Raw genomic sequence first — 23,219 nt, forward strand, 5'->3', positions numbered from 1 at the left:
GTCAGGGGCCGCAGGTCGGCCGGGATCTCCACCGTCTCGTCGATGGTGAAAAGCGGCGCGATTTCCACCAGCCCCCCGATGGACGCCGCGACGATGATCGCGCCAACCAGCCCCATCGACAGCTTTTCCAGGTTGTAATGCAGGCGCAGGACCATCGGGCTACTCCGCCGGTTGCACCGCCAGCGGGCGGTCATGGGCCAGATCGCGCGTGCGGGACTCGTGCAGCGTGGCGCGGCAGTTCAGCGCACAAAGCACCGCGCCCCCCAGGAACATCGCCCCGCCGAGGGTCCGCAGCAGGTAATAGGGCGCCATCGCCTGCACCGATTGCAGGAAGCTGTAGGAGAGCGCCCCGTTCGCATCATAGGCCCGCCACATCAGCCCCTGCGTGATGCCCGCGTTCCACATCGCGACGACGTAGACGAGGGTGCCCACGACGGCGAGCCAGAAGTGCCACTCGACCGCTTTCGGCCAAGCCATCGCCTCGCGCCCCGCAAGCTGGGGGACGATGGAGTAGATAGCGCCGAAGATGATCATCGCAACCCAGCCAAGGGTGCCGGAATGGACGTGGCCCACGGTCCAGTCCGTGTAATGCGACAGCGAGTTCACCGGGCGGATGGCAAGGAACGACCCCTCGAAGGTCGACAGGCCGTAGAACACGGCTGCTACAAACATGAAGCGCAGGGTGGCGTCGTCGCGCACGCGGCCCCATGCGCCGTTCAGAGTGGCGATGGCATTGCCGGCCGAGGCCCAGCTGGGCACCAGCAGCATGACCGAGAAGGTCATCCCCAGCGTCTGCACCCAGTAGGGCAGCGCGGTATAGTGCAGGTGATGCGAGCCGACCCAGATGTAGAAGAACACGATCCCCCAGAAGGACAGGATCGACAGGCGGTAGGACCAGATCGGCCGCCCCGACCGGACGGGAAGGAAGTAGTAGAGCATCCCCAGAAAGCCCGCGGTGAGGAAGAAGGCAACGGCGTTGTGGCCGTACCACCACTGGATCATCACATCCTGCACGCCCGACCAGACGGTATAGCTTTTCGCCCCCGCCCAGCTGACTGGCAGGGCGATGTTGTTGACGATGTGCAGCATCGCCACGACCAGGATGAAGGCCATGTAATACCAGTTCGCGACGTAGATATGCGGCTCGGCCCGCCGGGCGAGGGTTCGGAGGTAGAGGGTGAAATAGATCACCCAGACCACGACCAGCCAGAGGTCGGCATACCATTCCGCCTCGGCATACTCTTTCGACTGGGTCGCGCCCATCAGGTAGCCGGTGACCGCCCAGGCGCAGAACAGGTTGTAGCCGATCAGCACGACCCAGGGCGACAACGCATCCGCCGGACGCGCGCGCGAGGTGCGTTGCAGGACCCAGAACGAGGTCGCGATCAGTGCATTGCCGCCGAAGCCGAAGATGATGCCGGTGGTGTGGACCGGGCGCAGGCGGCCGAAGCTGGTCGCAGGCCAGGTGTCGCGTTGCCCTTAAAGGCGAGATGACAAACCCAACAAGGGAGTGGACAGAACATGGGGGTCGTCGTCGGTGATCTGGCCTGTGCTAAGGTAAGCTCTTTGTATGGGGGGCTGCCATGGACGTACGGATTACAATCGAAACGACCTTCGACAACGGGGAGAAGCGCACTCATCAGCTTGACGGCATTTCTCGACCATACCGGGTGACCTGCCCAGACGGGATCGGGCTGCGCCTCGAGGATGGGAAAAGGATCCTCGAACAGATCCAGAGGGTAATCCTTTACGATCAGGTCGATGAGATCATTCGAGAAAGCCGCGTATGCCCGGATTGCGCCTCGGTTCGTGCCATTCATGACTATCGCACGCGCGATCTCGACACGCTCTTTGGGCGGGTTCGGGTCAAAGCCGCGCGCATGCGCCGCTGTTCGTGTGATGCCAGGTCAGCGGCGATGCCCGGTGGACCTATTTCTCCGCTGGCCTATTTCTTTCCAGACCGGGCTACCCCGGAGCTGCAACGGCTACATGCGGACCTTGGTTCCTGGCATACCTTTCGCGAAGCGGCGCGGCTGATGAAAAGCTTCCTCCCCTGCCATCCGCCCCATCACACCACGGTGCGTGACCGGTTGGGAAGAGTAGCCACTGGGCTCGAGAAAAGTCGAAGGGCATCAGGCGATCCCGTTGAAGCCCCGCCCAAAGGTGGTTTGACGGTTTTTCTGGACGGTGCGCATATCCGCTGTCGACCGGAGTATCAGCAGCGACACCTGGATCTTGTGGTCGGCAAGATTGAAAGTCGCAATATGTGCCGACGATTTGGCTTGGTCGCCAATGCGACGGCATCGCCAAGCAGCCGCATGCGAGAAGAGCTGTCCGACTATGGATGGAAGCCAGGCCGTCTGTTGACGGTAATCTCTGATGGCGAGCTTGCTCTCCCGAACCTCATACGGAATGCCGTGGGTGGCGACGGTCAGGTGAAACATATCCTCGACTGGTGGCACATCTCGATGCGCATTCAACATATCGAGGCCGCCGTTCAGGGTCTGGTCCAGACACCGGGGTTCACTGGAGTTCCAGTGCTGTTCCAGCGCCCCGCGAAAAGCCTCCGTTGGCGGCTTTGGCATGGCAGAGCACGGGTGGCGGAAACATATCTGAAGGCGCTGATGCATGATTGCGTCGGCCTCGGGGAAGAACCTCTGGCTGTCCGCACCGCTGCCGCTCGTGTGCAGGCCCGCTGCGAGACACTGTACACCTATCTCGCGAACAACATGGAAGCCCTTGTCGACTATGGCCGACGGTACCGTAACGGGCTGCCCATCTCGTCTTCTCGTGCCGAAGGATCAGTTGATGACATTGCCAATGCCCGCATGGGAAAGCGCAGGAGGATGCGTTGGTCGCCCCAAGGGGCTCACCGAGTAGCCGTCACAAGGGCCGCAGTTCTCGATGGTCGGCTGACCGTCGCAAACAGAAAACGCCCCGCATGACCCCCATGTTCTGTCCACTCCCCGGATTAACACAGTCCTTCGCCTTCCCGGGCATTGGCCCAGTGGCACGATGAAGGACCGCTACCGCATACAGTCGCGGGGGCGGCTGAGGCCTCGAGCGCCGCAATTGGGTCCGCCCTTCCTCATTCCCGATTGAGTTCCGGGACTCTGCGCCCCTTGAACACCAAACAATGAGAGCTTCGCGCCGAACCCCCGCGAAGTCAACTAACTACCCGGGAGTGAGAATGCTGCACCGGTACTGCTTTGCCGCTCTGCTGTGTCGTGCAATCAGATCCATGCTCCACCCCGTGCCCGAGGTCAGCCAGGATCGGGCAGTCGGGCCGGTGATCGCCGCAGCATGCGTCGGCTAGCTGGCGCAGCGTGTCGATCATGGCCTGCATCTCGCGCACCTTCCGTTCGAGGCCGTCGATCTGGTCCGTCGCAAGGCGTTTCACATCCGCGCTTTGACGGGTCCGGTCGCGCCAGAGTGCCAGAAGCTCTTCTATCTTCTCGACCGAAAAGCCAAGGTCGCGGGACCGACGAATGAACCGCAGCATCTGCACTTCAGTCGGAGAGTAGACGCGGTAGCCTGATCCGGTCCGCCCTGCGGTCGGAATAAGGCGAATGGATTCGTAGTAGCGGATCATCTTGGCCGACACGCCCGAGGCCTTTGCCGCCTCACCAATATTCATGATCATGCCTCCTTCAATGCATAACTGCGGCCCGGAACCGCCGCAACCGGAGCGCGTTTCCAAGAACAAAGACCGACGACAAGGCCATCGCGGCGGCAGCGAAGATCGGTGACAGAAGAACGCCGAAGCTCGGCCACAGCACGCCCGCGGCTACCGGGATCAAGGCAGCGTTATAGGCAAAGGCCCAGAAGAGGTTCTGCCGGATGTTGCGCATCACGGCCTTGGACAGCGAGATGGCGTCCGATACCGCCGTCAGGCGACCGGTCATGAGCACAACATCCGCCGCCTCGATTGCTACGTCGGTCCCCGTTCCGACAGCAAGGCCAACGTCAGCCTCGGCCAGGGCCGGGGCATCATTGATGCCGTCGCCGACATAGGCGAGCTGTCCCAACGCCTTCAGTCGCTTGACTGCGGCGACCTTGCCGTCCGGCAGCACTTCGGCCACGATCTCGTCGATGCCGAGTTGGCGGGCGATGGCGCCTGCGGTGCGGGCGTTGTCGCCAGTGATCATCGCAACTTTCAGCCCCATAGTGTGCAGGGCGCGGATTGCCGTTGGCGTGGTCTCCTTGATCGGGTCCGCGACAGCAAGGATGGCAGCGAGTTTGCCGTCGATGGCGGCATAGAGCGGCGACTTGCCTTCGTCTCCCAATCGAGCGGCAGTATTCCCAAAGGGCGATACGTCAATCCCCAGTCGGGCCATGTAGCGATCAGCGCCGATCTCGATCCGCTGCCCGCCCGCCTGTGCAGTGACGCCGAAGCCGGTAACGGAGTCGAAGGCTGTGACGGCGGGCAGGGACAAACCTTCGTCTTCTGCGGCCTTTACGATGGCGCGGGCGATCGGGTGCTCGGACTTCGCTTCGACGGCTGCCAAGAGTGACAGAACGGCGGCGCGATCGAAACCTGGTGCAAGATCGAGGTCGGTGAGGCTCGGCCTGCCCTCGGTTAGCGTGCCGGTCTTGTCGAGTGCCACGACCTTCACCCCCTGAAGAGACTGGAGCGCCTCGCCCTTGCGGAACAGCACCCCCATTTCGGCCCCGCGCCCGGTGCCCACCATGATCGAGGTCGGCGTGGCGAGGCCCATGGCGCAGGGGCAAGCGATGATCAGCACGGCTACGGCATTGACAAGACCGAAGGTCAGCGCGGGGTCGGGGCCGAAGATCAGCCAGACGGCAAAGGTCAGTGCTGCAAGCGCCATCACTACCGGGACGAACCACATCGTGACCTTGTCGACGAGTGCCTGGATCGGCAGCTTGCCGCCCTGTGCCGCCTCGACCATGCGAATGATTTGAGCGAGCATCGTCGCCTCGCCCACCGCGGTGGCGCGGAACGTAAAGGCACCTGTCTGGTTTACAGTTCCGCCGGTTACCCCATTCCCAGCGGTCTTCTCCACCGGCAGCGGCTCGCCCGAAATCATGCTCTCGTCGATCCAGCTTGCGCCAGTCATTACCTCACCATCGACTGGCACCCGCTCACCGGGGCGGACCTCGACGACATCTCCCGGGCGCACCTCGGAAACAGGCACCTCGACCACCCCGCCGCTGCGGATCACCCGGGCTGTCTTGGCCTGTAGGCCAACCAGCCGCTTGATCGCCTCGGACGTGCGACCCTTGGCGCGCGCTTCGAGGTAGCGACCGAGCAGGATCAGCGTGACGATCACCGCCGCCGCCTCGTAGTAGACATACGTTGTCCCGGCAGGCAGGAACCCTGGGGCGAAGGTGGCGACCAGCGAATAGCCGTAGGCGGCCGAGGTGCCGACGGCGACCAGGCTGTTCATGTCGGGGGTGAAGCGGGCAAGCGCAGGCAGGCCCTTGCGGAAGAAGCGCAAGCCGGGGCCGAAGAGGACGGCCGAGGTCAGGGCGAACTGCAGATACCAACTGTTCTGCATCTCGATCGTGTTCATTATGGCCATGTGGACCGACATGAACAGGTGCGACCCCATTTCCAGAACGAAGACCGGCAACGAAAGGGCGGCAGCGATTACAAAATCTCGCTTCAGCAACGCTTCTTCTGCGGCCTTTTTCGCTGTCGCGCCATCATGCGCAGCCATAGCTGGGGCTGCGGGGCGGGCGTCATATCCCGCGTCTGCTACCGCTCGGGTCAGCGCCGCCACATCGGCCGATCCTCGCACTGTTGCCCGCTCGGTAGCCAGATTGACGGTGGCAGACGCTACCCCCGGCACTGATGCCAACGCCCGTTCGACCCTCGCCACGCAAGAGGCACAGGTCATCCCTTCGATTGCTAGGTCGATGGGCTTTGCTGGCACATCGTAGCCCGCATCTTCGACGGCCTTCACCAATGCAGCGCGATCGAGCGCCACGCCCGTAACCTCGGCTCGCTCCGTGGCAAGGTTAACTGATGCCGTCGTCACCCCCGGCACAGCCTTCAAAGCCCGTTCGACATGTGCGACGCAGGACGCGCAAGTCATCCCGTCGACGTCGATCATCATAAGATCGGTATCAAGTCGAGACGACTGCTTTGCGAGCATGTTCATCACGGAACTCCTTCCAAGGATGCCTCTGCTATATGAGATAGGGCTTCCCATCATGGTAAGGTCAAGGGGTAACCTGAGATTCGTCATCACGGCTTTGTGGGCTTGACCTTACAACCGTGGGAACCCCTATCTGATGGCGCATGAGGCAAAACCCCAAAGGAGAAACTCATGCAGTTCCATATCGAGAACATGACCTGCGGCGGTTGCGCCCGCAGTGTGACGAAGGCGATCCAGTCGGTGGATCCGGCCGCCGACGTCAAGGCGGACCCGAGCACGCACAAGGTCGAAGTCACGTCCGCAGTTGCGCGTGATCGGCTGGTCGCGGCCCTGACCGAGGTCGGCTACGCCCCGGCCTGAAGCATCCAAAACATTACAGGACACCCGAAAATGAAAAAACGCACAGTAGTGCTCTCCGCAGCAGCCATTGCCCTTGTTGGCGGCCTCGCCATCGCCCAGACCATGGAAGGGATGGACCATTCCAACATGGGCGGAATGGGAGACATGGGCATGATGAGCCACACGTCGCTAATCCCGCCGGAACTCGCCGACAATCCGTCTGCACAGGCCTATGCCGCCGCCATGGACAAGATGATGGCCGACATGATGGTCCCCTATACGGGTGATGCCGACGTCGACTTTGTGCGAGGCATGATCCCGCACCACGAAGCCGCAGTCGCCATGGCGCAGATCCAGCTGGAACATGGAACCGACCCTGAAATCCGCAAGCTCGCGGAAGAGGTGATCGCGGCTCAGGAAGCCGAGATTGCCGAGATGAAGGCCTGGCTCGCCGCCCGCGGCCTGTAGGGCTCTTCAGTGGCGTGCGGGGTGGCTTGCTCCCGGCCATCCCGCCGCCCGACTGGCAGGGGGTTTTGATCCACCCTGGCAACGGGAAAGGAGCGCAGCTATGTCGGATCCACACCAGAACAAGCATCATCAGCATGGACATGGGATCGCAGCGGGCTCTCGGCCCGCCGACGTTCAGTCGGGCGCTTCGGCAGCCACAGATGAGGGACCTGCAACTGCACATGCAGGACATCATGGCGGGCATGGCGACATGGTCGCCGACTATCAGCGCAGGTTCTGGGTCTCGCTGGTACTCACGATCCCTGTTCTGATCCTTTCGCCCATGGTGCGCGACTTTGCGGGGCAGGGGATGACGCCGCTGTTTGCCGCTGAGGAGTGGGTCGCACTTGCCCTGTCCTCCATCATTTACTTCTGGGGCGGTTGGCCTTTCCTGACTGGCGCGCTTCCGGAGATCCGGACGGGCCGTCCTGGGATGATGACGCTGGTCGCACTGGCGATCTCGACCGCGTATTTCTATTCCGCCGCCGTCACGCTGGGCCTGCCCGGTGGTGAGCCGTTCTATTGGGAACTGGCCACGCTGGTGACCATCATGCTGCTGGGTCACTGGCTGGAAATGCGGTCGGTTCTCGGCGCATCGCGGGCGCTGGAGGAGCTGGTGCGCCTCTTGCCCGACACCGCGCTGCGGGTGACGGCCGATGGCGGCACCGAGGAGGTGGCGGTGGCGGCGCTGATCGCCGGCGACCGGGTTGTGATCCGCCCGGGCGCGAAGGTGCCAGTGGACGGCGTGATCACCGACGGCGTCTCATCGTTCAATGAGGCGATGCTGACGGGCGAGTCGAAGCCCGTAACGCGCACGGCCGGCGAGACCGTTATCGGCGGGGCGGTCAACGGCGAGGGCGCGGTCACCATCGAGGTCAAGGCAACTGGGGAGGCGACCTACCTTTCGCAGGTCATCGCCATGGTAAAGGCCGCGCAGAACAGCCGGTCGCGCACCCAGGACCTTGCCACCCGCGCGGCCACAGTTCTGACCTGGGTCGCCATCACCGTCGGCCTGGGTTCGTTCGTCTGGTGGATCTGGGCGGGCGAAAGCGTCACCTTCGCACTGGAGCGGATGGTGACGGTGATGGTCATTGCCTGCCCCCACGCGCTTGGCCTTGCCGTGCCGCTGGTGGTGGCAGTCTCGACGTCGCTGGCGGCCAAAAACGGCCTCCTGATCCGCGACCGCGCAGCCTTTGAGCGGGCGCGCGACCTGAACGCTGTGGTGTTCGACAAGACAGGTACACTGACCGAGGGGCGGTTCGGCGTCAGCGATATCGTCATGCTCGACGGTGGCGATGCAGCAGTGGCGCTACGCATGGCAGCTTCGGTCGAAAGCCAGTCGCAGCACCCGATCGCGCAAGGCATCGTGGCCGATGCCAAGGCCAGGGGGATCGACTTTCCCGCCCCGGAGGGGCTGCACAGCATTACTGGCGCCGGCGTCACCGCTCGGGTGGACGGAGAGGACGTGGCCATCGTCAGCCCCGGCCACCTGCGTCGGCAGAACACCCCTGTGACAGATCCGCGCCTTGCGGCACTGGAGGAGGCGGGCAAGACAGTTGTTGTCCTTGTGAGGGGCGGCAAGCCGCAAGCACTCTTCGCGTTGGCCGACATCGTGCGGTCGGAATCTCGCGATGTTGTGGCGCGCCTCAAAGCCAGGGGTGTGCAGTCGATCATGATGACGGGTGATGCGGAAGGCGTAGCCCGGTCGGTCGCAACCGAGCTGGGGCTGGACGAATACTTCTCTCAGGTCCTGCCCGATCAGAAGGCGGCCCGGGTCAAGGAATTGCGTGCCCGGGGACTGAAGGTTGCTATGGTCGGTGACGGTGTCAACGACGCCCCGGCGCTGGTCGAGGCCGATCTTGGCATCGCCATCGGCGCGGGCACGGATGTGGCGGTAGAATCAGCCGATGTCGTACTCGTCCGCTCCGACCCGCGTGATGTCGAGGCCATTCTCGGCCTGTCGCGGGCGACCTACAACAAGATGGTGCAGAACCTGATCTGGGCCACAGGATACAATGCGTTTGCAATTCCGATGGCCGCGGGGATCACATTCGGCACAGGATTTCTAATGACGCCGGCCGTCGGGGCCGTGTTCATGTCGGCGTCCACCATTATCGTCGCTATCAACGCCCAGCTTTTGCGGCGCTATCGAGGCTGACGCTCCGGTCACATGCCATGCAGGCCGTGCAGGCTGCCGGTCAGCAGGACCGGCACCAGCAGGGGCGCCGCAACGGCAAGGACCAGTGCACGGTCGCGCCATCTTTCCAGACGCCAGCAAAGAAAGCTGGTCAGCCCCACGACCAGCGCAACTTCGAACATCCCGAAGGCCTCGCCGTAGAACTGCGGATTCCAATAACTGACCGGACTGCGGAAAACCCAGTCCGAGACAGGCCAGAGCTGGCGGCGGGCATCATCGTGATGTGTCAGAAAGTCCGCAAGGGCATGCAGAAGACCGGCGCCCGCGAAGGCGCGCAGGATCAGCCGTCTGCGCCAGAGTGCCAACCCGAGAAGACTTCCCCAGACGAAAAAGCTGTGGTCCACGGCGAAGACAGCCTGCCAGCTCTCCGAAAAGAACAGTGTGCTGAAGACCTCATGTTCCGGAATGCCCGAAACGCGGGTTGAGCAAAGGACCATTGCAAACATCGGAAGGTCCGGAGCGAGCCCACCTGCGAGCGCGGCCACCAGGGTTGCGACGCAGAGGGGTCGTGCGAAGATTGCAGCCCCGAGCAGCATGTGGGACGGCGTGTTCATCGGGTCAGCAAACTGGCGCTGCCTGGGCAGCCTCGTCTTCCACAATCTGGCGAAGGAGCGCGTAAGGGATTGCGCCATTCAGGACGGTCCGCCCGATTACAAGACCTGGCGTGCCGATGAAGCCAAAGATATCGGCGAGCGCTCGTGTTCGGTTCATCTCTTCCTGCACCTCTGCAGATGCCATGTCTTTGGCCAGCCGATCGACATCGAGGCCGATATCCGCCGCCACCCTGAGGACTGAGGCTTCTTCGGCGACCAGAGGTGTTCGCATGAACCGACGCCGAAGTTCTGGTTGTTTGCCTTGCTTCGCGGCAGCGACCGACGCCCGCGCTGCAAGCTCGGAAGCGGGTCCGAAGATCGGAAGTTCATGCTGAACCAGCCAGAAGGAAGCAGGATGATCGGCCATCAGCGTGTCGAGGTCTCGCTCCAGCGCCCGGCAGTAGGGACAGCGGAACTCGCTGAAATAGGCAATGGGAATGACCCCCTCAGAACCGCTGTTGCCAAAGAGGGCAAGGCAGGGGTCAGCACGTACCGCTTCGGCACGCGCGCGGCGCTGGTCTGCATCCTGAGGCGGCGCATCGAGTCCGACAAGGGCCAGCGGTGTTCCGGAGGTCTGGCCAACCCCGTCAAGTCGGCGAAACGGCGGCAGATCCGCAATGTCGGCATAGCGCGGCCCGCGGCCCGGGAGCCGGTCCCAGGGAAGGGCACGCAGACCATAGATAAGGGCAACGATCCCGCCGAAGACGAGAAGGTCGCGGCGCCTCACGTTCACATCACAGTCACCGGTGTTCCAACCGGCACCTGTTCGTAGAGCTGGATCACATGCTCGTTCAGCATCCGGATACAACCGTTCGAGACGGACTGACCGATTGACCACGGCTCGGTCGTGCCATGGATACGATAGTAGGTATCGCGCCCTTCCCGGTAAAGGTAGAGCGCGCGCGCCCCAAGGGGGTTGTTCGGCCCGCCGGGGACACCATCGGCGAACTGGGCATAACGGTCAGGATTGCGGCGGATCATGTCGTTCGTCGGACGCCAGGACGGCCATTCGGCCTTGCGCTCGATGATCGCGGCCCCCCTGAAGGCAAGCCCGGCCTTGCCGACACCGACTCCGTAGCGGATCGCCCGCTCGGTATCGAAGACGTGGTACAGAAAGAAGCTTCGCGGGAACACGAGGATCTGTCCGGGCGCGTGCTGCTCGCGGACGCGCACCTCGCGCGGCTGGAACTCGTCGGCCAGCACAAACGGCTCTGCGGTATGGGCCCGAAGGATGTTGGGCGAGGACAGCGCTGCAAGTGCGGCCCCGCCAATGAGGAAGCGTCGGGAAATCATGCTATCTCCTGAGAGGAACGAGAAGGACCGTATTTGTTCAGGAGAGGTGTCGCGGCGGAGGGGTGCGGGGACCCAAACTACGGCTGGAGCCCATGACCGGCGTAATCTCGAAATGCGACGATCCGGCCACCGCCATCAGAGTGACGAGCACTGGCTCGCTGGGGAAAACAAGCTGACATGTCCCGTGGCCTGATCCCTCGCCGCAGAGAGCATCCTGTATCAGGGGCTGGGCGTGAAGTGTGTCAGCATGCGCTCCGTTCGGCGATCGTTCTGAATGCGCCAGTCCGAAAAGGATGGCGAGCAGGAAGAAGCTGCACAGAAGGGCGGTAATCAATCGCATGGTTGGAGCATACACCCTCTCACCTAAGCGCCGACTGATCACATCGGAGTGAGGTGCCAAATTCCTTGCAGGGTTGGCGAAAACGCAACGCATTCACCTGTTTGTGACCCGGCCGCGATGCAAAGCCGTTTGACCTTCCCACGTTGGAAGGAAGCAAACCTTGCCCAAAAAGGAGCAGAACATGCGATTCACTCGACGGCTTTTTGTTGCCGGAGCACTTGCCGCGCCTTTCGTGACCGGTCGCGCCGCCAGCGCGTCGGAAGACACGCCTGGCCCGGTCCGTAACAACATCTCGGCTTTTCGCACCCACGAGTGGCAGGATCACTTCGATGCTCTGGGCGTCGGGATCATCATCTCTGACACGACGGCCAAGGTCCTCCAGCACTGGACGAGCGACGGTCAAATGTACCTCTACCCGACCTCGGTCCCGCTGTCGGACGAGCTGACCCGCCGGGGCTATACCGAGGTCGTCGAGAAACGGGTGAACCCGAGTTGGGCCCCGACACCGTCGATGCGGGAAAGGAACCCGGAATGGCCGGCCTTCGTGCCCGGCGGCGACCCGGCCAACCCGCTCGGCACCCGCGCCCTTTACCTGTCGTGGCAATACTACCGTATCCATGGTACACACGACACGCGCAAGATCGGTCGCCGCTCGTCGAACGGCTGCATCGGGCTTTACAACGAACATATCGAGGAAGTTTTCGACCGGACGCCGGTCGGGACGCAAGTGAAGGTGATCTAGACGGATGAAACCATCTTCGACCTCACCGAACGCACTCAAGAACCTGTTTTCGCACAGGTTCTTGCGGTTGGTGTCGATGTGGCTGTTGTCCCTGGTCCTGGCGCTTGGCCTGATCCTGGGACAGACCGCAGAGGCGGGCCCTGTCGAGGATCATCATCCCGAGACGTCAATCGAGATCGCGAGTAACTTAGGGCAAGAGACCACGCCGGCACCTGCATGCCACCCGGGCCTCGCCTGCACTGTTTTCGTGCTGCCCGATGGGCCGGTCACAGCACTGTCGTTGTCAATCGTGATCACTCTGCGACCGGACCTGACACAGTCGCAACGCCGCTTTGGCGGCCCGTCCGTCACCCTGCCTCCCCCCCGAACCCGGATCTGACAGTCAGGCCGGACGTGCGTCTGACGGTTCGATAGGCTCTCCGCAGCTCTGTCGACAGTTCAATCTCTGTCAGCCTGACACCAGACAGTTGTGCAAGCCGCACGATCCGCCGGAAGGGCGGGTCGCGGGATCGGTCAACAACAAGAAACCAAGGGCAGTCAGGCAGATGAAACCACAATGGACAGGCGCTTTGGCGCTTGCCGCTTCCGCAGTTGCGGCAGTGGCGCTGGCACATAACGGGGCGACGGGTGTCGTCCTGGAACGGATGAACGGTATGACGGCGATGCGGGACACGGTGGCGGAGCTGGCGCCGATGATGCAAGGCACGATCCCCTACGACACATTTATCGTGTCGGAGGGTGCGAGCGTCATCGCTGGTCACGCGGGCGAGACGATGCTGTCGCTGTTCCCGGAAGGCAGCCTCGAAGGGGTGACCTATGCCAAGCCGGAAATCTGGTCCGACTGGCAGGACTTCGCAGCGCTTGCCGAGGAATTGAAGACCTACGCCGACGCTCTCGCCGTGGCGGCTCCGAACGGGCTGGAAAAGGCGCTTCCGCCCGCCGACGATATGGCCGGGATGGATCATTCGGCAATGACGATGACCCCGGCTCCGGAAGTCAAGGAGGGTTTCACAGTAGCGGAGCTGATGGGCTACGGCGAAAGAACCCAAGAGGTCCAGGTCGCGCGCGGCACATCGGACCCGGCGACGCTGGCGTTCGATCTGACGACGTTGGCCGCTGACGACCTCTTCACCCGGATCAGCGCCACCTGTTCGTCCTGCCATTCGCAGTACCGTGCGGGCCGGAACTGACCATGCGGGGTTTGATCCGCGCTTCCGTCATTTTCCCGGCCGTGGCGGCGAGCCTCGGGGCCGGTGTCCTGGCGCTATGGCCCATCGGCGCGCCAGAGCCCGCCGCATTCCCGCCGGGGGATGCGGAACGCGGCGCCTATTTGGCCCGCGCCAGCGGTTGCGTGTCCTGTCACACCAACGCGACCGCCAAGGGGCTGGCGCTCGCTGGAGGTGCCCCGCTCGACACACCCTTTGGCACTTTCGTGCCCCCGAACATCACCCCGCACACCACTGCGGGGATCGGTGCATGGACCATTCAGGATTTCGCCAAGGCTGTTCGCCAGGGAGTCTCTCCGGAGGGTGACCCCTACTATCCGGTCTTCACCTATTCGTTCTACGCAGGCTTCACCGATCAAGAGATCGCCGACCTGTGGGAAGCATTCCGCACCGTTCCGCCGGTTGCGGATGCTGCCCCGACGCATGATGTCGGGTTTCCGTTCAGCTTTCGCTCGGGGCTGAAGCTCTGGCGCGCTGCCTACCTCGACGCGCCGGAGACGGATGCGCTGATGGGCACATCATCGCCCTGGAACCGCGGGCGTTTGCTCGTCGAAGGGGCGGCGCATTGTGCAGCCTGTCATACCGGCCGAACGCTTGCGGGCGGCCTGAACGCTTCTGCCCGGTTCGCCGGAAACGACAGCCTTCCCGGCGGCAGCAAGGCACCGTCGATCCTGACAGCCGACCTTCTGGAAGGCGGCTGGACGGTCGCGAACCTCGCCTATGCGCTCCAGTCGGGGCTGCTGCCCAATGGGGATGCTTTCGGCGGCAGCATGGCCGAGGTCGTGGCTGAGGGCACCTCGTACCTCACCGACGCCGACCGCGAGGCAATCGCGACCTACCTGCTCGACCCCGACGGCAGCGGGGACATCCCGGAACCCGCGCCTCCTGCCACGGAGACCCCGATGGCGGGGATGGACCACTCGCAAATGGAGATGGGCAATGAGAACTAGAGTGCTCGCAGTGGCGCTTGCTCTGTGCGTCTTTGCCCTTGTTGCCGCGTTCATCTGGGCAACGGTGCGCACACTCGATCCGCGAGACACCGTTGCGGATCAGAGCGTGCCGACAGCCGAAGTGTCGGAAGTCCTTCCGGATGGTCGGATCGACGTCCAGGTCTATGCGCTCGGAAACCGGGATGTCCGCCTCGAGATCCAGTTCACACCGGATGCCGATGCCATCGAATCTGCTGCCATGAGGCCGGACGTGAACTTCGCGATGTTGGAGATGCATATGGACGGCTTTGATCCGCCGCTTCAGTTAGTCGAGGCCGGGGTCTGGCGAGCAAATCTCAAGTTGCCAATGGCTGGACGTTGGGTGGTCAGTGTTGGCTTTGGCGAGGATCGTGCAGAGGTTGAATTTGATGCACAGTGACGGAGCGACACAACAGGCAAAGCAGGACGACACCCTGCGCAGGGGGCTTCGCGGCACCGCCGTCGGTGTCGCGCTGTTCGCCGTCCTCGGGACGGTGACCGCAGTGTGGGCGAACCCCCTCTTTGTCCGCATGACCCCGGTCGGCCCGTGGGAGTTCGGGGCCACCGTCCTGACGGCACTCTTGGCTGGAGTGACAGTCGCGCTCTGGGTTCCCAGATGCAGACTGCGGACGTCCGGGGCAGGCGGTCTTGCGAGTTTCCTCGGGATTGCCTGTCCGACCTGCAACAAGATCCTGATGCTGATCTTCGGCGGACCGGCGTTGCTTGCTTGGTTCGACCCGGTAAGGCCCTGGCTCGCCGCGGCCGGGGTCATCATCATGAGCATGGCGGCGCTCAGGACGTGGCGTGCGTTTCGCGATGACAGGGCAGGTGCCGCCGTCGTCGTCAGCAGCGAAAATCCTCCCATGGGAGGGCTAAAGTGAATACTTCAACAGGTTCGCTTTCTGGGATGCGCCGACTTGTGCGGAAGGTGATGGTCCGACACGCGCTTGTGGCCATGGTCGCGACGGGTCTCTTGATCGGCTTTGCTTCGGTTCATGCGGAATGGAGCCCGATGCACCGCTGGAACCGCGCGTTCGGTGATGCCTCGCTCGTCTTGATTGCCCTGTCGATGGGTTTAGGGCCGCTGACACGCTTCCTGCGGGTGGCGGTTCCGCTTCTGCCCTTCCGCCGAGAGATGGGCATTTACGGCTGCCTTCTAGTACTTGTGCATGCATCAATCATCCTCGTCGGCTGGGTCCAATGGGATCTGATGCGGCTCTTAGGGTTCGAATGGCATCCCGAACTTCTGGCCTATGTCATGTACCAGCATGGCTTCGGTCTCGCCAATGCCATCGGCATCGCTGCGCTGGTCCTCGCGGCACTGCTGGCGGCAACCTCCAGCGATTTCGCGATGCGCCGTCTTGGCGTCTCGGGATGGAAGTTCCTGCAGATGGGTGTTCTGCCGATGTGGTGGCTGACCGTGGTCCATGTTGCCTATTTCCTGTTCATGCATTTCCTGAGCTTCCACCGGGCGACACCAGAGCCGAACCCCCTGCAGTACTGGTTTGTCGGGCTGGTTGTGATCGTCCTTGGGCTCCGCACCGGGGCCTACCTGCGTACGATTCGCGCCAAGGCTGCTCTTGAGCCGCAAAGAGAGCAGGGAAGCCATGCGTAGATCGGAACGTGACCTCGTGCAGGCGGCGAAAAAGACAACCCGCCGGGCACTGATCGTTGGTGGTGCGATGACGTCAGTGGTGGGCGTCCTTGGTGTCCGGATGTGGCAACTGAGCGTCCGTGATGCCGAGCAATACTACCTGCTGGCCGAGGAAAACCGGATCAGCCTGCGGCTGGTGCGACCGGACAGGGGGCGCATCCTTGATCGGGCTGGAAAAATCGTTGCGGACAATGAGCAGGCATATCGCATCACGCTGGTGAAGGAAGAAGCCCGCGATGTCGACGACGTTCTGGAAAAGCTGCAGGTGCTGCTCGGCCTGGACGCAGAGACTGTCTCCAAGGTCAAGGAGCAGATCGACCGTGTTCGAGCCTTCGTGCCGGTAACGGTGAAAGACCGCGTCACGTGGGAAGAATTGTCGATCGTGGCACTGAACTCACCTGTCCTTCCCGGTGTGCAGCCCGAGATGGTCCTGTCGCGCGTCTATCCTTTCGGGCCGGATTTCGCGCATCAGGTCGGTTATGTCGGGCCAGTCAGCGACAGCGATCTGGAAAACGAAGCGGCTGACAATGAGCCGTTGCTCCGCCTGCCCGATTTTGAAGTCGGCAAGACAGGAGTTGAACGAAGCCACGAACGCACCTTGCGCGGCTTGCCAGGCACGCGCCGCGTCGAGGTCAACGTGTCCGGCCGCACAATGCGCGAACTCGCTCTCGATCCGGCCACCCCGGGCCCGGACATGCAGATCACGCTCGACCACCACTTGCAGAACTTCATGCGCGTCCGGCTGGAAGGCCAAAGCGCGGCCGCGATCGTGATGGATGTGACGAACGGCGATCTGCTCGGCTGCACGTCCGCCCCCTCGTTTGATCCGAACCTTTTCGTGCGTGGGATTTCCAGCCGAGACTACAATGCGCTCCGAGACAGCGAGTATCGGCCGCTCGCCGACAAGTCGGTGCAGGGCGCGTATCCACCTGGATCGACGATCAAGATGTCGAATGCGCTGGCCGCGCTGGAAACCGAGCTGATGGACCCGGAAGAGACTGTCGCCTGCAATGGCTATGTCGAGATCTCCGGCCGAAGGTTCCACTGCTGGAAGCGCGGTGGTCATGGCCGAGTGAACATGGTCGGCGCGCTGCGCGAGTCTTGCGACGTCTACTTCTACGAGGTCGCGCAGCGCATCGGCATTGACGGCATCTTCGCGATGAACGACCGGCTGGGGCTTGGCCAGAAGTACGACCTTCCGCTGTCCGGCATGGCGCACGGCAACAATCCATCGCGTGCTTGGAAGCAGGAACGGTACGGGCAGGACTGGCTGATCGGGGACACCATCAATGCCTCGATTGGGCAAGGCTTCACGCTCGCCTCGCCGATCCAGCTTGCCACCATGACGGCGCGACTGGCTTCGGGGACCGCCGTGTTGCCCCGACTGGTGCGACCGCGTACCGGGCAGGACCAGGATACGGCTGCTCCGGCCCCGCTCGGTCTGTCGGCCGATGCACTGGCCATTGTGCGACAGGGCATGTTCGAGGTCTCGAACCACGAGCGCGGGACGGCCTATTCCTCGCGGATCGCCGATCCGACATTGGCGATGGCCGGCAAGACGGGAACGAGCCAGGTCTTCTCGATCACCGCTGCCGAGCGGGCGGCAGGCGTCCGCTCGCAGGACGAGCTGCCGTGGAACCGGCGCGATCACGCGCTGTTCGTGGCCTTTGCACCCTTTGACGCGCCCCGCTTTGCTGTCACGATCGTGGTGGAACACGGCGGTGGCGGGTCAACGGCAGCGGCGCCAATTGCGCGCGACATCATGCTGTTTGCACAGCATGGCGGCCTGCCGCCTGAGGACGCCTATCCGGCATCGCAGAGGGCGCGCATACGGGAGGACCTCGCCCTGCTGTCCGAACGCATCCTGCCGCCGGACGGCATCACCGCCACGGTGAGCCGGACATGATGCACCGTCTCAGAAGGGTGTCCTGCCGAAGCTTTCTTGGGGTCGCCATGACCGGAGTCGCCCTAGTTCTTCCGCCGGTTCCCGCGCGAGCGTTCTTCCATGATGCGCCCGACATCGAAGACGGGCGAGTCATTTACGCGGCCAAGTGCGCGTCCTGTCACGGTGCCAACCTGGAAGGGCAGCCGGACTGGCAGTCGGCGAGGGAGGACGGCACCTATCCCGCGCCGCCCCACGACGAGACGGGCCACACCTGGCACCATGGGGACGCGATGCTGCGGGACTACATCCGTCGCGGCGGGCAGGCGGTGCTGGACGATATGGGGGTCGACTTCACCTCCGGCATGCCCGGGTTTGGCGGTGAGCTGACCGAGGACGACATCGAGGCCGTCCTCGCTTATATCCGGTCGACCTGGCCCGACCGCATTCGTGCCGCACAGGCTGAACGCAGCCAGATGGAAGCAGGTTCGCCTTGAAGCCGCAAGTAAGGCCACCGACCTCCCAATTCCCGCTTGCCTCTCCAGGGACTAGAGGGTGCAGACCGCCTGAAACTCAAAATCTTCATCCGTCACACAAGGCTCTTCCCATGCGCGTCACGTCAATCCTGTTTGCTATCACGCTCGTTTTCGCTCCCGGCCTCACCCTGGCGCAGGAGATTACGGAAGATCGGATCAAGGAACTGGTCGCCGAAACCTTGCGCGAGAACCCGGAGCTTGTGCTCGAGGCTCTCCAGACGCTGGAGGCGCGCCAGGCAGAGGCCCAAGCTGCCGCCGTTGCCGCGACCCTGGCCGACGAGCGCGCCCTGCTGGAGCGCGACCCCAACGCTCCGGTCCTCGGCAACCCGGAAGGCGACGTGACGGTGGTGGAGTTCTTCGATTACAACTGTCCCTATTGCAAACGCGCGATGCCTGAAATCGACGCCCTGCTGGCCGAGGACGGAAACATCCGTCTTGTTCTGAGAGAATGGCCAATCCTCAGCGAAGGATCAGCGATCGCGGCGCGGGCCGCTTTGGCTGCACGGAAGCAGAACAAGTATGCTGAACTGCACAATGCACTGATGGGTGCGCGGGCGAAGTTGGACGAGCAGTCGGTGCTGCGGATCGCGGGCGAGGTCGGACTCGATGTCGAGCAGCTCAAGGTCGACATGCAATCGCCCGAAGTCGAGGAACATATCGCCACGTCGCTACGTCTGGCCGAGGCTCTCGGCTTCAACGGCACACCGTCATTCGTGGTGGGTGATCAACTGATTCCGGGCTTTGTTGAGAAGGCTCAGCTTGCCGAGGTGGTAGCCGCCGCGCGGGCCGCCGAATGAGTATCCGTCTTACGCGTCTTTTCGGTTTCCGACTTCAGCGGCCTTTCACGATCACCGAGACGGTCTTGGGCCGGATCAGGCATTCCGTCGTGGCAGCCACTTTGTAGATCGCCTTGACAGGGATTGCTTCGGCGCATTCATTCACCGTCGGCCTTCTGGTCGTCGGCGAGGACGTTGACGCAAGTCTGGCAGAAGCGGTTCGCGGTTTCCTCCTAGCGGCCGACGAACGGGACGGGCACGCCAACGAAACATCGGACGGACATCTCGGTGGGGTTGATGTGCAACTGCTGCCGCTGCCACGAGATGCGGCGGGGCTGGTCGAAGGACTGTTCGGTACGCCCGACGAGCCGACCGATGTCGTCATTGTCATTGGCGCCGAACCCGCGGCCAGCGACGCCGCGCGCGCGTATGCCTCGGCAAGCACGGTCTTGCGGCAGTTCGTACTGCCGGATGGGTGGGACAGCGCAGACGGAACCGACGGTTTTGTGTCGCGTTACCGGCTCGCCTATGGCGCAGCGCCCGGCGTAATGGCGGGGACGGCCTATCATTCGGCTCGCAGGCTCGACGCCGCAGTCAGACCGTTGGACGGTGTGGTACCCAAGGAAGCACTGCTAAACGCCTGGAGGTCAACCGAATCCGGTCTGTCCTGGTGACCCGGGAACCAATGGCGCAAGGCGTCATTGGTTCTGGGCAGTCCTTGCACGACTGAACGGGATCAGGCTGCAGGGTAGCTCGTGAAGACGCTACTGCTGCCGTCCAACCCGACAAGGATGACGTCATAGGCTTCGCGCTCGGTCTCGGGTCCCATGCCGGGTGACCCGTAGGGCATGCCAGGCACGGAGAGACCGACGGCGACGGGTCGTTCAGCCAAAAGACGGCGGATGTCGGCGGCGGGAACGTGCCCCTCGACAGTATAGTCGCCGATGGTGGCGGTGTGGCAGGACGCGAGGTCTTCCGGAATGCCACGCTCGCGCTTGAACGCCGCAAGCTCTTCGATGCTGCGTTCCTCGAAGGATACCCGAAAGCCGCTGTCGCGCAGATGTCCGATCCACCCGTTGCAGCAGGGGCAGCCGGGGTCCTTGACGACGTGGATGGCTTCGTCGCCCTCGGCAAGTGCTGGGGTAGCCGCAATGGCGGCCAGCCAAGGAACGGCGGCGAGAACCTTGCGCCGGGACAGTGTCATGATGTCGGCCTTTCGTTGGAACTTTACGGGAAACATAGCTGCAAGTGCGGGGATCGGCGAGCAAAGTCTGATGAACCCGGCGACAGATCACCGAAATGCTACTCCAGCCTTGGGTCCCCGGCTTGAACCAGCAGAACCCCGTGGTTCTCGTCGGCGTCGTCGTCGGTGATCGTCCGTGTGGAGACGCCCGGCAAGTCGGCAAACCCCTCCATCATCCGTTTCGGAAACCAGGTCATCGGCAGGCTTTCAAATCCGGGCACCCCTTCCAGCACCCGCGACAGCGCGATGGTGCAGTTTGCTTTCGGCACCGCGCCATAGGCCATTGCCCGCTGCATGATCAGTGCCGCAACCTCGGGCGATACCTCGATAGTCTGTTCAACCACGTCGTAGGTCTCGCGGGCATGGTAGTCGATGTAGAAATCCACCATCTTCGGGGTGACCCCGAAGTGCACGTCGTTGCGCTCGGGCAGCCGGGGATGCCGCCAGGTGCCAGCCGGATCGAACAGCACGCGCTGCGATCCGTTGATGAGCAGGCCCGCATGCGCTCCCGCTCCGCTGCGTGTCGAGAGGACCGTGAAGAGCGTGACCGAGGTCGGGCCGGGATGCTCGTAGCGGGCGGCGGCCACGGCCTCCTCGGGTGCCCAGATCGGTTCGGCACCGCAGGATGCCAGGCCAAGGATTGCCGCCATGGCGAACAGAAGTTTCCACATCGATTCACTGTCCCGCGTTTTGCGCAGGTTCTGCGCAATCGCGACGGATTCCAGTAAACTCTGCGATAGTGGGGCAGGGAATTCGGAAACTCGGCATTGATGCCGCAGCTTTAGAGATCAGAGTGCCCCTCAGGGACACCAAACTGTCAGGTGACGGAAGCAGGCTATCCTGATAATTGTCCCAAGCATGGCGTTCCTCACATTTCGCATGCATGTCCTGATCCTCGCCGCCTACGTCTTTGCGGCGATCATTCCCGTATTGGCTCTCGGCGAACGGCAGCAAGCTCAGGCTGACCATGCACAGATGATGGCGATGGCCGGCCATCTGGCGCACATGCCCGCGACTGACGGCCCGAAGGACCTGACACAGCAGCTGATCTGCCAACAGCACTGCCTTTTCGCAGCGGCGACCTTTCCTGCGCCGGACCGGGTTGCGGAAACTGTCGCGCGGTCCTCCGATGTGGAGGCTAGTGTCGACATCCTTGCCGCCTCGCTGGCCATTCCGCCCCCAGGTCCGCCTCCGAAGATCGCCGTGATCTGAGCCTGCGGCTGCGGCATTCGCCGGGGACCGCTTGTCCAATTCACGACGCGATACAGGAGAATTCGCATGTCGCCCTTTTCTCGCCGCGGCTTTCTGGCCGCTTCTGCGGCCACGGCCGCTTCACTGATGCTTCCCGCACGGGTCCGGGCCCAGTCCGGCCGAATGTCGCTGACCGCCGCCACCCGCACCATTGACGTGCGGGGCAAAGCCGCAACCGTCTGGGGGCTTCTGGACGGCGCTGGCCGGTCCGGCCTTGTCCTCGATCCGGACCAGGCGTTCGCGGTCGATTTGACAAACGCGCTGGCCGAGCCAACGATTATTCACTGGCATGGTCAGATCCCCGACAACGCGCAGGATGGAGTGCCCGACCTGCCGATGCCGATGCTGCAACCCGGTGAATCCCGCGCCTACGATTTCGCGGCACGGCCCGGAACACACTGGATGCACGCCCATATCCCCGAGCATGAAATGATGCTGCTGGCCGCGCCTCTGGTGGTGCGGCGAGCCGAGGATGTGGCGGCAGACCGGAAGGAAGTGACGCTGTTCCTGCACGACTTTTCCTTCAAGCCACCTGCCGAGGTGCTGGCCGAGATCACCGGCGGCGCTTCGATGGCCGGGATGGATCATGGCCAGATGGGGCAGGGCGGCATGGACCATTCCGGAATGGACATGGGTGGCATGGGTCAGGGGGACATGATGGCGATGCCGGGGATGGATGGCATGGCGATGGACCTGAACGACTACAACTTCGACGCCTATCTCGCCAATGATCGCACGCTGGACGACCCCGAAGTGGTTCCGATCGACAAGGGCGGCCGCGTTCTCGTCCGCGTCATCAACGCTGCGGCCGCCACCGTGTTTTGGATCGACACTGGCGCGCTGCCGGGACGGCTGGTCGCGGTGGACGGCGAGCCGGTGCGGCCTTTGCCCGGCAGCCGCTTTGGCGTCGCAATGGGCCAGCGGCTGGATATCGAACTGGATGTGCCGGGCGAGGGCGGGGCCTTCCCGATCCTTGCCCTGCGCGAAGGTGCCAAGGAAAGGACGGGTGTCATCCTTGCCACGCCGGGCGCGGCGGTGACCAGGATCGCCGAGATGTCGGAGGCCGACCATCCGGCCTTCAGCGGTGATCTGGCGCAGGAGGGTGCTCTGCGCGCCGTCACCCCGCTGCCCGAACGCGCGCCAGCCTCGCAGCCGATGCTGATGCTGGGCGGCACCATGATGCCCTATGTCTGGACGATCAACGGCCAGACTTGGGGGTCCCATGTGCCGGTGACTGCGAAATCCGGCGACCGAGTCGAGATCATGTTCCACAACATGTCGATGATGGCGCATCCGATGCACCTGCACGGCCACGCCTTCCAGGTAGTGGGTGTCGGCATGGACCGGATCGCAGGCGCGGTCCGCGACACCGTGCATGTGCCGCCGATGGGCATGGTGACGGTCGCGGTGGACGCGGGCGAGGCGGCGCGGTGGATGCTGCATTGCCACCACATGCCGCACCTTTCGACCGGCATGATGACCGAGTTCGCAGTGTCGGCCTGACGCACGGCCGGACCCGCAGCCTGCCTGCGGGTCCGGGCCCTTTC

At 63.4% G+C, this 23,219-nt stretch carries 25 protein-coding genes and 1 riboswitch; of the genes, 17 read left to right on the forward strand and 8 right to left on the reverse strand.

Features of this window, described 5'->3' with window-relative positions:
• Window positions 1-159 precede the first annotated feature (159 nt).
• The gene (locus tag IE126_RS22290; protein WP_407646081.1) at window positions 160-1,440 is read right to left on the reverse strand and encodes a cbb3-type cytochrome c oxidase subunit I; all 1,281 of its coding nucleotides are present in this window, start codon (window positions 1,438-1,440) and stop codon (window positions 160-162) included.
• Between the two features lie 143 nt (window positions 1,441-1,583).
• On the opposite strand from IE126_RS22290, the gene IE126_RS22295 reads away from it, so the two are divergent.
• Window positions 1,584-2,945: an ISKra4 family transposase gene (locus IE126_RS22295; RefSeq protein ID WP_456071389.1), complete on the forward strand. Its 1,362-nt coding sequence runs from the start codon at window positions 1,584-1,586 to the stop codon at window positions 2,943-2,945.
• Window positions 2,941-3,149: riboswitch (cobalamin riboswitch) on the reverse strand. It overlaps the preceding gene by 5 nt.
• Before the next feature lie 17 nt (window positions 3,150-3,166).
• Here the strand turns inward: IE126_RS22295 and cueR are convergent.
• Together cueR and IE126_RS22305 are read right to left on the reverse strand one after the other, a co-directional pair.
• Complete coding sequence (cueR, locus tag IE126_RS22300) at window positions 3,167-3,637, reverse strand: Cu(I)-responsive transcriptional regulator (protein WP_189382342.1); 471 nt, start codon at window positions 3,635-3,637, stop codon at window positions 3,167-3,169.
• Between the two features lie 13 nt (window positions 3,638-3,650).
• Complete coding sequence (locus tag IE126_RS22305) at window positions 3,651-6,083, reverse strand: heavy metal translocating P-type ATPase (protein WP_308430002.1); 2,433 nt, start codon at window positions 6,081-6,083, stop codon at window positions 3,651-3,653.
• Window positions 6,084-6,296: 213 nt separating this feature from the next.
• Here IE126_RS22305 and IE126_RS22310 point away from each other — a divergent pair, with 213 nt between their 5' ends.
• From IE126_RS22310 to IE126_RS22320, 3 genes are all read left to right on the forward strand, one after another.
• Entirely contained in the window at window positions 6,297-6,485 is a 189-nt protein-coding gene (locus IE126_RS22310) for a heavy-metal-associated domain-containing protein (protein ID WP_112312896.1), read from the forward strand.
• A gap of 30 nt (window positions 6,486-6,515) precedes the next feature.
• A complete protein-coding gene (copM, locus tag IE126_RS22315) occupies window positions 6,516-6,932 on the forward strand; it encodes a CopM family metallochaperone (protein WP_189382344.1) in 417 nt (138 codons plus the stop codon).
• Window positions 6,933-7,182: 250 nt separating this feature from the next.
• Window positions 7,183-9,129, forward strand: a complete 1,947-nt coding sequence (locus IE126_RS22320; protein ID WP_229825809.1) for a copper-translocating P-type ATPase — start codon at window positions 7,183-7,185, stop codon at window positions 9,127-9,129.
• An 8-nt stretch (window positions 9,130-9,137) separates the two neighbouring features.
• Here IE126_RS22320 and IE126_RS22325 read toward each other — a convergent pair whose 3' ends face one another.
• The 3 genes from IE126_RS22325 to IE126_RS22335 form a co-directional block, all read right to left on the reverse strand.
• Complete coding sequence (locus tag IE126_RS22325; RefSeq protein WP_189382347.1) at window positions 9,138-9,614, reverse strand: cobalamin biosynthesis protein CobQ; 477 nt, start codon at window positions 9,612-9,614, stop codon at window positions 9,138-9,140.
• Window positions 9,615-9,726: 112 nt separating this feature from the next.
• Window positions 9,727-10,488 carry a DsbA family protein gene (locus IE126_RS22330; RefSeq protein WP_189382349.1) on the reverse strand — a complete coding sequence of 254 codons (762 nt, stop codon included), beginning with the start codon at window positions 10,486-10,488 and terminating at the stop codon, window positions 9,727-9,729.
• 2 nt (window positions 10,489-10,490) lie between these two features.
• Window positions 10,491-11,054, reverse strand: coding sequence for a L,D-transpeptidase (locus IE126_RS22335; protein WP_189382351.1), 564 nt, complete (start codon window positions 11,052-11,054; stop codon window positions 10,491-10,493).
• A gap of 521 nt (window positions 11,055-11,575) precedes the next feature.
• On the opposite strand from IE126_RS22335, the gene IE126_RS22340 reads away from it, so the two are divergent.
• From IE126_RS22340 to IE126_RS22390, 11 genes are all read left to right on the forward strand, one after another.
• A complete protein-coding gene (locus IE126_RS22340; protein ID WP_189382353.1) occupies window positions 11,576-12,136 on the forward strand; it encodes a L,D-transpeptidase in 561 nt (186 codons plus the stop codon).
• Window positions 12,137-12,140: 4 nt separating this feature from the next.
• Window positions 12,141-12,515, forward strand: a complete 375-nt coding sequence (locus IE126_RS22345; protein ID WP_189382355.1) for a hypothetical protein — start codon at window positions 12,141-12,143, stop codon at window positions 12,513-12,515.
• A gap of 166 nt (window positions 12,516-12,681) precedes the next feature.
• A complete protein-coding gene (locus IE126_RS22350; protein ID WP_189382357.1) occupies window positions 12,682-13,326 on the forward strand; it encodes a c-type cytochrome in 645 nt (214 codons plus the stop codon).
• 2 nt (window positions 13,327-13,328) lie between these two features.
• Window positions 13,329-14,312 carry a cytochrome c gene (locus IE126_RS22355; RefSeq protein ID WP_229825811.1) on the forward strand — a complete coding sequence of 328 codons (984 nt, stop codon included), beginning with the start codon at window positions 13,329-13,331 and terminating at the stop codon, window positions 14,310-14,312.
• A 1-nt stretch (window position 14,313) separates the two neighbouring features.
• Complete coding sequence (locus IE126_RS22360) at window positions 14,314-14,730, forward strand: FixH family protein (protein WP_161768477.1); 417 nt, start codon at window positions 14,314-14,316, stop codon at window positions 14,728-14,730.
• Window positions 14,720-15,211 carry a hypothetical protein gene (locus tag IE126_RS22365; RefSeq protein WP_051294564.1) on the forward strand — a complete coding sequence of 164 codons (492 nt, stop codon included), beginning with the start codon at window positions 14,720-14,722 and terminating at the stop codon, window positions 15,209-15,211. Before IE126_RS22360 ends, IE126_RS22365 begins: the two co-directional genes overlap by 11 nt.
• A 50-nt stretch (window positions 15,212-15,261) precedes the next feature.
• Window positions 15,262-15,945: a ferric reductase-like transmembrane domain-containing protein gene (locus tag IE126_RS22370; RefSeq protein WP_229825818.1), complete on the forward strand. Its 684-nt coding sequence runs from the start codon at window positions 15,262-15,264 to the stop codon at window positions 15,943-15,945.
• Window positions 15,938-17,890 (forward strand): penicillin-binding protein 2, encoded by a 1,953-nt coding sequence (mrdA, locus tag IE126_RS22375; RefSeq protein WP_189382358.1) that lies wholly within the window; start codon window positions 15,938-15,940, stop codon window positions 17,888-17,890. Before IE126_RS22370 ends, mrdA begins: the two co-directional genes overlap by 8 nt.
• Before the next feature lie 47 nt (window positions 17,891-17,937).
• Window positions 17,938-18,363 (forward strand): c-type cytochrome, encoded by a 426-nt coding sequence (locus IE126_RS22380; protein ID WP_229825819.1) that lies wholly within the window; start codon window positions 17,938-17,940, stop codon window positions 18,361-18,363.
• A gap of 110 nt (window positions 18,364-18,473) precedes the next feature.
• On the forward strand, window positions 18,474-19,199 hold the full coding sequence (locus tag IE126_RS22385) for a DsbA family protein (RefSeq protein WP_100196062.1): 726 nt from the start codon (window positions 18,474-18,476) through the stop codon (window positions 19,197-19,199).
• A gap of 113 nt (window positions 19,200-19,312) precedes the next feature.
• A complete protein-coding gene (locus IE126_RS22390) occupies window positions 19,313-19,852 on the forward strand; it encodes a hypothetical protein (protein ID WP_189382360.1) in 540 nt (179 codons plus the stop codon).
• 62 nt (window positions 19,853-19,914) lie between these two features.
• Here IE126_RS22390 and IE126_RS22395 read toward each other — a convergent pair whose 3' ends face one another.
• Together IE126_RS22395 and IE126_RS22400 are read right to left on the reverse strand one after the other, a co-directional pair.
• Complete coding sequence (locus IE126_RS22395) at window positions 19,915-20,382, reverse strand: DUF411 domain-containing protein (protein WP_149143152.1); 468 nt, start codon at window positions 20,380-20,382, stop codon at window positions 19,915-19,917.
• A 98-nt stretch (window positions 20,383-20,480) separates the two neighbouring features.
• Complete coding sequence (locus IE126_RS22400) at window positions 20,481-21,092, reverse strand: hypothetical protein (protein ID WP_149143153.1); 612 nt, start codon at window positions 21,090-21,092, stop codon at window positions 20,481-20,483.
• Between the two features lie 208 nt (window positions 21,093-21,300).
• Between IE126_RS22400 and IE126_RS22405 the strand changes: the two genes are divergently transcribed.
• Both IE126_RS22405 and IE126_RS22410 read left to right on the forward strand, forming a co-directional pair.
• Window positions 21,301-21,633 (forward strand): hypothetical protein, encoded by a 333-nt coding sequence (locus tag IE126_RS22405; RefSeq protein ID WP_189382362.1) that lies wholly within the window; start codon window positions 21,301-21,303, stop codon window positions 21,631-21,633.
• Between the two features lie 66 nt (window positions 21,634-21,699).
• Complete coding sequence (locus IE126_RS22410) at window positions 21,700-23,175, forward strand: multicopper oxidase family protein (protein WP_189382364.1); 1,476 nt, start codon at window positions 21,700-21,702, stop codon at window positions 23,173-23,175.
• Window positions 23,176-23,219: the final 44 nt, after the last annotated feature.

It is taken from the genome of Gemmobacter nanjingensis, assembly GCF_014652195.1.
GTDB classification, from domain to species: Bacteria; Pseudomonadota; Alphaproteobacteria; order Rhodobacterales; family Rhodobacteraceae; genus Gemmobacter; species Gemmobacter caeni.

What these genes read in the sequence shown, in the direction of transcription:
- IE126_RS22400 (WP_149143153.1), bottom strand. Translation starts at nt 21,092, where the DNA reads ATGTGGAAACTTCTGTTCGCCATGGCGGCAATCCTTGGCCTGGCATCC.
- IE126_RS22380 (WP_229825819.1), top strand. Translation starts at nt 17,938, where the DNA reads ATGACCGGAGTCGCCCTAGTTCTTCCGCCGGTTCCCGCGCGAGCGTTC.
- IE126_RS22345 (WP_189382355.1), top strand. Translation starts at nt 12,141, where the DNA reads ATGAAACCATCTTCGACCTCACCGAACGCACTCAAGAACCTGTTTTCG.
- IE126_RS22325 (WP_189382347.1), bottom strand. Translation starts at nt 9,614, where the DNA reads ATGTTTGCAATGGTCCTTTGCTCAACCCGCGTTTCGGGCATTCCGGAA.
- IE126_RS22295 (WP_456071389.1), top strand. Translation starts at nt 1,584, where the DNA reads ATGGACGTACGGATTACAATCGAAACGACCTTCGACAACGGGGAGAAG.
- IE126_RS22350 (WP_189382357.1), top strand. Translation starts at nt 12,682, where the DNA reads ATGAAACCACAATGGACAGGCGCTTTGGCGCTTGCCGCTTCCGCAGTT.
- IE126_RS22405 (WP_189382362.1), top strand. Translation starts at nt 21,301, where the DNA reads ATGCATGTCCTGATCCTCGCCGCCTACGTCTTTGCGGCGATCATTCCC.
- IE126_RS22395 (WP_149143152.1), bottom strand. Translation starts at nt 20,382, where the DNA reads ATGACACTGTCCCGGCGCAAGGTTCTCGCCGCCGTTCCTTGGCTGGCC.
- IE126_RS22340 (WP_189382353.1), top strand. Translation starts at nt 11,576, where the DNA reads ATGCGATTCACTCGACGGCTTTTTGTTGCCGGAGCACTTGCCGCGCCT.
- cueR (WP_189382342.1), bottom strand. Translation starts at nt 3,637, where the DNA reads ATGAATATTGGTGAGGCGGCAAAGGCCTCGGGCGTGTCGGCCAAGATG.
- IE126_RS22305 (WP_308430002.1), bottom strand. Translation starts at nt 6,083, where the DNA reads ATGATGATCGACGTCGACGGGATGACTTGCGCGTCCTGCGTCGCACAT.
- copM (WP_189382344.1), top strand. Translation starts at nt 6,516, where the DNA reads ATGAAAAAACGCACAGTAGTGCTCTCCGCAGCAGCCATTGCCCTTGTT.
- mrdA (WP_189382358.1), top strand. Translation starts at nt 15,938, where the DNA reads ATGCGTAGATCGGAACGTGACCTCGTGCAGGCGGCGAAAAAGACAACC.
- IE126_RS22385 (WP_100196062.1), top strand. Translation starts at nt 18,474, where the DNA reads ATGCGCGTCACGTCAATCCTGTTTGCTATCACGCTCGTTTTCGCTCCC.
- IE126_RS22335 (WP_189382351.1), bottom strand. Translation starts at nt 11,054, where the DNA reads ATGATTTCCCGACGCTTCCTCATTGGCGGGGCCGCACTTGCAGCGCTG.
- IE126_RS22410 (WP_189382364.1), top strand. Translation starts at nt 21,700, where the DNA reads ATGTCGCCCTTTTCTCGCCGCGGCTTTCTGGCCGCTTCTGCGGCCACG.
- IE126_RS22320 (WP_229825809.1), top strand. Translation starts at nt 7,183, where the DNA reads ATGGTCGCCGACTATCAGCGCAGGTTCTGGGTCTCGCTGGTACTCACG.
- IE126_RS22310 (WP_112312896.1), top strand. Translation starts at nt 6,297, where the DNA reads ATGCAGTTCCATATCGAGAACATGACCTGCGGCGGTTGCGCCCGCAGT.
- IE126_RS22370 (WP_229825818.1), top strand. Translation starts at nt 15,262, where the DNA reads ATGGTCCGACACGCGCTTGTGGCCATGGTCGCGACGGGTCTCTTGATC.
- IE126_RS22355 (WP_229825811.1), top strand. Translation starts at nt 13,329, where the DNA reads ATGCGGGGTTTGATCCGCGCTTCCGTCATTTTCCCGGCCGTGGCGGCG.
- IE126_RS22365 (WP_051294564.1), top strand. Translation starts at nt 14,720, where the DNA reads ATGCACAGTGACGGAGCGACACAACAGGCAAAGCAGGACGACACCCTG.